We start from the raw sequence: 7,467 nt of genomic DNA on the forward strand, positions 1-7,467 counted from the left end.
CAAAAGTTATTTATTTATAAATGAATAAAATATCAATTAATTAATCTTTAATAGGTTAATAATTTTTAGTATTTTTAGTATTTGTAGTTTTTTTGTTAAATTAAGGAGGAAAAATATGAAAATAAATAGGATTGCAATCATAGCTGTTTTAGCTATTTTAACTGTTGTCTTAGCAGGTTCCGCATCAGCTTTTGATTTGAGTTTCTTAACCGGATCTGATGATGCTGCTCAAGACGTAAATATTGGAGGTATTGACTTTACAATCCCTGCAGGTTTCACAGAAAATGAAGATTATAAAATAGATAATGAAACCACTTCTGCAAGTTCTGATTTCCATATGAATGCTGCAGGTTTTGAAGATGATTCAAAGAAAAATGCTATTTATATTATGGTAGCTGATTACGGTGGATACAATGTAACTAATGAAGTTATTGAACAGGTTTTAGACTCTGACGATGCTGTAAAGAAAACAATCAATGGCCATGACGGTTATTTCATGGAAGTAAATAATGATCAAGCATCAGAAGTCAACGACCAAACTGAAATATTGAATTTGGAAAACATGACTTCAGATAAAGTTTACATGTTCATTTATGAAGAAAGTGGTGATTTAGTATACATTGGTGCAACAGAGGAATCATACTTAAATGAAGTCATTCACTAATTAATTTAATTTTCATTAATTCTTTTTTTTTATTTATTAACTTTTTTTAATTTTTTTCTAATTCTTTTTTCAATTATTTTTTTTTTTATAATGCTTTTTTTTAATTCTACATTTTTTATAAAAATTTATAACATAGTTTTAATAAAAATAATAGTTAATTAAGTTTAATATTTGAAATAGTTCTAATTATTCAAAAAAAATTATATTAATTTTAATTAAAATAATGATTAATTATTTTTATAGTTATATGATAATAATATGATTTAATTAATTATACTTGTGATTATTTTAATTGTCTGTGAGATGTTATGATGAAGAGGTTTATTGCTATAGATGGGCTTGATGGTTCTGGCAAAGATACGCAAGCTAGACTCATGAAGGAAAAATATGAAAAGGACGGAACAGTTATCATTCGTTCACATCCAACATCAGACAACTTTTTTGGCCGTAATTCAAAGGCAGCTTTGGAAAGAGGCGGAAAACTTAATAAGATAATTGCAACCTTATGTTATGGTGCAGATGCAATCAGATCTGTTATTAAATATTATGGAAAGGCCGATACTGTTATTTTTGTAAGATATACTTTAGCTGTCGCTTACTTGAACAAGGCCATTTCTGTTCCAGTCTATAAGCTGGTATGTTTTGCATTGCCTGTTTCTGAATATTTCTTCTATTTGGATGTTTCTCCTGAGGAATTGGTGGAACGTGTAAAGAATAGAAATGAGACAGAGGAAATGTTTGAAAATTATGAGGCTTTTGTAAAAGTCAGACAAAAGGCAGAACCGGTTTTATATAATTGGCATGTCATACCTGCAGATGATTCTCCAGAAGAGATATTCGCTAGGATAGATGTTATTTTAGATGAATTAGATTCTAAATTACTAAGTGAACCTAAAAAATTAGAATAAAAAAGTAAACTATTTTTTAAATAAATTGGTTTGTCTAAAAGACAATAAAAAAAGTAAATAAAAAAGCAAAATAAGTAAATAAAAAAGTAAAAAATGGATTTAATCCATTTCTTTTTCTATAAAATCAGCAACTTTCTGTTTGAATTCTTCAAGAGAGCATTCATTTTCAATTAAATAATCGGTAGTTGATACCACATCACCAATACCGAAACCTAATTCTCTGTTTTCTCTTACCATAAACTCATCAAAATTAGTTGTATCGTCTTCTCTTCCTCTTAAGGAAATTCTTTTGAATCTGGTTTGAGGGCTTGCATATATGGAAACAGAGATGAAATTGTCAAAGTTTTCTTTAAAAAGTTCAATTTCATATGGGCTTCTTATTCCATCAATCAAAACGGTTTTAATAGTTTTGTCTTCTTCAAAAAGATCTTTTATTTTTTGTACAGTTAATTCAGCTACAATATATTGTCCAAATTCTTCTCTTAAAGTTCTGGCAGTGGTACCTGTATCTTCCCCTCTTTCTGCAGCTTTTTCTCTAATTATGTCACCCATACTAACTACAAGTGCACCTTTTTCCATTGCAGTGTCGAAAAAAATACTTTTTCCGGAACCTTGTAAACCAGTTACGCCTATTACCTTCATTATAATCCCATTTAAAATATTATTTTATATAATCGTTATTTTTGTTAAAACATTACATATTGAAAAGTATATTTATATTTTTAATTGTTATTAAGTTTATCTTAAAATTATTATAAAAAGACAAACCAATAAAAATAAAGAACAATTCCATTATTTCAATTTAATTGCTGCTAAGGCATCTTTAAGATTTTGCTCATTGGAGAAATTATTAACGATATTTTCTAAAAATTCCTTATCCTTATCTTTGCCTGATTCCTTGAATTCATTTGCTATTTTGGTCATTAACGGCACTGCTCTAACAACATTATCTACAATTGATATTGTAGACATTTTAGCGGTTCTTGAAAGTGGATTTAGATCTATGCATATGATTTTCTTACCATTTTGAACTAAGACTTCCGCCCTATCTCCATCTTCAAGAGGCACTAACATCACATCAGCTATGTAGCTTCCTTCACGACTTGCAGTAGCTCTTGGACTGTTTAGGTTGTCAATAAAAGCTAATTCCTCGTCATTTGTACCGAGAATATCTTCCCAACCTCTTTCCTTGAACATTCTTGTAATTATTTCTACACGTTCTGGTGTTCTGTAGAATAGGTTGATTTCAATTTTGGAATCGGTTGCCTTTGCAAGTTCGATTATTTCATCTATAGCAAGTGCAGTAGTGTTTCCATTTACTGATAAAACAGGATTTTCAGCAAGCAATATAGTTGCAACTGCAGCTTCACATGCCTTTTTAGCAGTTTCTGTAGTTTTCTCGCCAATCAAATAGTCAAAGGTTTCTCCTCTACCATGGGCAATCATACCTGAATCTGCCAAATATCCTTCCTTAAAAGCGTTTTTTACTTTATCTCTCAATAATAATGATTGATAACGTGGATGAGTTTTTGGTATCATAAATTATAATATAGTTAAATTGATTAATAAAATTAATTAAAAAACTGATTAAATATTTGTTAAAAAATTGATTAAATATTAATTAAAATGTATTGTATTTATATGATAACTTATAAACTATTATTTAATTAAAAAAACTTTTTTAAAAGGAGATTTTTTATGGATGAAAGAATTGAAAATCCAGAATTAAAAGAAATTATGAAAACTGCACCTGAAGACATGACTGAAGAGCAATTAGATGCTTTTGTAGATGCATTTATGGAAGCTACCTTCATCATTCCAGCTGAATTGAACTCTGACAGTGAAGCTCTTGAAGGAAAAACAGATGAAGAAATAGCTCTTGATGAGGAAATAGACCTTGAGATCATGAAACTTGAGGATGAAGATGGAGAAGTATTATTCCCAATTTATACTGATGATGATGAGCTTGAAAAATTAGCAGCTGAAGAAGACACCAACATATATGGTTTAGTAATTCAAGCTGAAGATTTAGCTCAGTTTTTACATGAAATCGTTGATGATGAGTTTGATTCAGTTATTGTAAATCCATTCCATGAAAATGCAGTGGAACTTCCAATAGAAGCAATTTTGGACCTTTTTGACATAGAAGTATGTGATGATCCAAACTGCACTGACCCAACTCACAATCATTAAAAAAATTATTATTTATTTAAAAATAGTAAATAATTCGAAATTAATTAAATGCTTAAATTTAATTAATTTTCTTTTTTTATTATAAAAGAAGGTCAAATCTAATGTTTAGCAGATTAAGAAGAAAAAATAATGATTTAATGGTTAAAAGACCATCTGAAGAGGTTATAAAAGCCCATGATGATGCTGAAATAATCATTAAAGAGAATAATGTTGATAGGTTTCTTTTAAACATGTTTTTAGATAAGAAAGGAATCAATCATTATCATACAAGTCCTGAACTTGTAAATGAGTTCTTGTCTTCTGATTGGATATTAGGCATAGATTTGAAATGCCTTCTTCAAATAAACAATGAATCTAAAAGGCTTCGCACAAATGCCTATTTAACTAAAAAAGAGCTTATTTTTAAGGAAACAATCAACAAAACAGATGATGTCATAATTAATTTAGACAATATAATCGATTGCAGAATTGATGGAAAAAAGGTTGATGTAATCTGTGATGAAGTGAATTATAGAGTCATGTTCATTAATAAAAATCTTGCTAAACTATTTTTTGATTTCATAAATAAAGATTAATCCATCTTTAATTTATTAATGAACCTTAATTATTTATTATGGAAATATTCATAAATGTTATTCGCTACCTTTTCATTCATTCCTTTAACTTCTTTTATCTCATTTACACTTGCTTTTTTGACGGATTCCAAATCTCCAAAGTGTTTTAGCAATTCTATTTTTCTCTTTTCACCTACACCTTCAATATTATCCAATGGAGACTCTTCAATCTTTTTGGATCTTAATTTTCTGTGATAGGTTACAGCAAATCTGTGGGACTCATCCCTAACCTGCTGAAGCAAATGAAGGGCTTCATTGTTTTGAGGGATTCTTATTGGAAAACTGCTGTTTGGTATATAAATTTCTTCAAATTCCTTAGCAAGACCGATTATAGGTATATGTGTTAATTTATATTCCTTCAAAATATCAACTGCCATACCTAATTGTCCTTTTCCCCCATCGATAACGATAAGATTAGGTTCATCTCCTAATTTTAATGGCTCGACTATTTCAGTTTCTGCTTCGTTCTTTGATAGGTGTTCTTCATTGATCCTTAGCTTATCATAATGTTCTTTAAGAGGCTTGAGTCTTCTCTCCAGCAATTCCTTCATCATGGCAAAATCGTTAGGTCCTGGAGTATTCATCCTAAACCTTTTATACTGCTTTTTATTAGGTTTTCCATCCAAGAATGAAACTTTGGAACCTACCGCCAATTTTCCGGAAATGTTTGAAATGTCATAACCTTCAATGACCCTTGGCATCTTTTCCAATTTCAAATACTTTTTAAGTTCAATCATGGAGTTTTCCATTTTTTGCTTCTGATTTTTGATGATGTCTGCATTTTTACTTGCCATACGGACTAATCTAAGCTTATTTCCTTTCTGTGGAACTTTAATGGATACTTTATTTCCTCTTAAATCACCTAACCATTCTTCAATCAATTTGCTGTCAGGTATATCCTCTTCAATTAAAATCTCTTTAGGAACATGCCTGTTTATTCCATAGAACTGTTTGATGAATGCTGATATGACTTCATCAGAGGTTGTATGTTGAGAACCATCCATAAGGAAATCGTCCTTTCCAATGATCTTTCCGTTTCTGATGTTCATTACAACCACAACTGCATTTTGGGTGGTGTATGCAATTGCAATTATGTCTTGGTCGAGCTCATTGTTAAGCTCTACAAATTGCTTCTTCATCACTTCATCAATGGAATTGATTTGGTCTCTTATGACTGCTGCCTTTTCAAATTCCTGATTTTTTGCAGCTTCCTTCATTTCAACTTCCAAATCCTTGATGATCTTGTTGTATTTTCCTTGGAAGAATAGGTCTATCTTTTTGATATGTTCATGGTATTCCTCTTTGCTTATTTTTCCATCACATGGAGCATAACAAAGGTCAATTTGGCTGTTTAGACATGGCCCATCCATTCTTTTGCAGGTTCTTATTCTAAATAGCTGCTTTAGGAACTTCACTGTTTGACGTACAGCGGTTACATCGGTGAAAGGACCATAGTAAGTACCATTTTTTCCAATATCCCTTGTAATGACTATCTTTGGAAAATCCTCTTCTGTTATTTTAACGTAAGGATATCTTTTATCATCCTTTAGGTTGATATTGTATCTAGGCTTATGCTTTTTAATCAGGTTAGCCTCTAAAATAAGTGCCTCTTTTTCTGTATTGGTTACAATATACTCGAGACTGTTGAAATGACTCATTAAAATTTGAGTTTTAGGTCTATCAAGGTTTTTTTGAAAATAGGATTTCACTCTATTCTTAAGTGATTTTGATTTTCCCACATAGATGATTTCCTCATTTCTATCCTTCATTATGTATATTCCTGGCTTTTGAGGAAGTTCATCTGGTGAGTTTACTTTAGTTGACATTTTATTACCTTGATATCTGATTATTGATTTTTGTATTTTATAAATTAATTTTAATTTTTACAAATATTATTTTAATTTTTATTAATTATAATAATTTTCATATTTTATAAAGTTTTCATATTTTTCTAAAAAATTTTATATCAGAAAAATAAATATTATATTAGATATGTTAAATTAAGGGGGAATTAAATGGCAAGTTCAACTTTTAGTAAAATAATTAAATCTCTATGGGTATTGATTGCTTTTATACCATTTATAAATGGATTGGGCTTTGCTTATATTGGAGCAAAGGAATTCAAAAGAGAATGGATTATAGAAGGTTTAATCTATGAAATTCCTTGGTTTTTTGGATTCATATTTATTAATTATGATGGAATAGCTGACGTTTTTATCGGTTTAGGATTATTGTTGATGCTAGTTGGCATCATTCGTTCATTCATTGTCTATTATAAATATAAAGACATATTAATTGATGATGATCCTGAGTCTCAAATTGACATTGACAAATCATCAAGTTCCTTTTGGGTAATCTTTTCAGTCATTATATTTTTGAATGGTGTAGGATTGATAATCGTAGGCCAAAAGAGAAATGTGAAAAGATGGATTATTGAAGGGATTGTTTTTGAATTCTTATGGGTTTTATCTTTCATTACCACCAATTCAAGTGATGTAATCTTTAATTTTTTCCTTGCATTGGCCCTTGCAGGATTGATTTTATCAATAGTCAGAACATTTATGATCTATTTTGAAGAAGAAAAAATGGATATGGATAATTATCCTTCAAAACCTATTGCTGATGCTCCAGTTGAAGCTGAACCAAAAACCGTTAACAAAGTGGATAATATATCTTCTTCAGAAATTATTCCTCAATTCAGAGCATATGATACTCAAATAAATGAATTGAGAGATGAATTTAATCATAAAGAAGAGAATATTACCAATTTAATCAACAATCGCTTTAATAAGGAAGAATTAAGCTATGACAGATTCACTTCAGTCATTGACAACTGTCATAAAATATTTAATCATCAGGCTGATGCTGCAACAAGCATTATTCAATTGGCTCCTGAATATAGTGAAAGGTTAGATGAAAGCGTAAAAGGTAAAATAAGCATTTTGGAATCTATAAATGATGAAATGAATAATCTTTTAGAAGAGCTTATTCTCCATGATGGCGATGAAAAACAGTCAGATGAAGATTTAAAAGAATTATTCAGCAATATGGATAATTTAATTAATTCAGTAAAGGATTATAGATAATA

Annotated in this window: 8 protein-coding genes; 5 read left to right on the forward strand and 3 right to left on the reverse strand. The window is 29.7% G+C overall.

The features are described 5' to 3' along the window. The first annotated feature begins 115 nt into the window (after window positions 1-115). The gene (locus ACKI67_RS06135; protein WP_407462561.1) at window positions 116-664 is read left to right on the forward strand and encodes a hypothetical protein; all 549 of its coding nucleotides are present in this window, start codon (window positions 116-118) and stop codon (window positions 662-664) included. A gap of 308 nt (window positions 665-972) precedes the next feature. Next, window positions 973-1,572, forward strand: a complete 600-nt coding sequence (locus tag ACKI67_RS06140) for a thymidylate kinase (RefSeq protein WP_407462562.1) — start codon at window positions 973-975, stop codon at window positions 1,570-1,572. Window positions 1,573-1,671: 99 nt separating this feature from the next. On the opposite strand, the gene ACKI67_RS06145 is transcribed toward ACKI67_RS06140, so the two are convergent. Then, the gene (locus ACKI67_RS06145; protein WP_407462563.1) at window positions 1,672-2,214 is read right to left on the reverse strand and encodes an AAA family ATPase; all 543 of its coding nucleotides are present in this window, start codon (window positions 2,212-2,214) and stop codon (window positions 1,672-1,674) included. Between the two features lie 150 nt (window positions 2,215-2,364). Continuing rightward, window positions 2,365-3,111: a 4-phosphopantoate--beta-alanine ligase gene (locus ACKI67_RS06150; protein ID WP_407462564.1), complete on the reverse strand. Its 747-nt coding sequence runs from the start codon at window positions 3,109-3,111 to the stop codon at window positions 2,365-2,367. Between the two features lie 159 nt (window positions 3,112-3,270). Here ACKI67_RS06150 and ACKI67_RS06155 point away from each other — a divergent pair, with 159 nt between their 5' ends. Both ACKI67_RS06155 and ACKI67_RS06160 read left to right on the forward strand, forming a co-directional pair. Beyond that, window positions 3,271-3,765, forward strand: a complete 495-nt coding sequence (locus ACKI67_RS06155; RefSeq protein WP_407462565.1) for an SseB family protein — start codon at window positions 3,271-3,273, stop codon at window positions 3,763-3,765. Window positions 3,766-3,902: 137 nt separating this feature from the next. Then, the gene (locus ACKI67_RS06160) at window positions 3,903-4,340 is read left to right on the forward strand and encodes a hypothetical protein (protein WP_407462567.1); all 438 of its coding nucleotides are present in this window, start codon (window positions 3,903-3,905) and stop codon (window positions 4,338-4,340) included. Between the two features lie 29 nt (window positions 4,341-4,369). Here the strand turns inward: ACKI67_RS06160 and uvrC are convergent, their stop codons facing one another. Continuing rightward, the gene (gene uvrC, locus ACKI67_RS06165; RefSeq protein WP_407462568.1) at window positions 4,370-6,205 is read right to left on the reverse strand and encodes an excinuclease ABC subunit UvrC; all 1,836 of its coding nucleotides are present in this window, start codon (window positions 6,203-6,205) and stop codon (window positions 4,370-4,372) included. Window positions 6,206-6,394: 189 nt separating this feature from the next. Between uvrC and ACKI67_RS06170 the strand changes: the two genes are divergently transcribed. After that, the gene (locus ACKI67_RS06170) at window positions 6,395-7,465 is read left to right on the forward strand and encodes a hypothetical protein (RefSeq protein WP_407462569.1); all 1,071 of its coding nucleotides are present in this window, start codon (window positions 6,395-6,397) and stop codon (window positions 7,463-7,465) included. The last annotated feature ends 2 nt before the right edge of the window (window positions 7,466-7,467 follow it).

The sequence above is a fragment of the Methanobrevibacter sp. genome (genome assembly GCF_045577275.1).
GTDB lineage: Archaea > Methanobacteriota > Methanobacteria > Methanobacteriales > Methanobacteriaceae > Methanobrevibacter.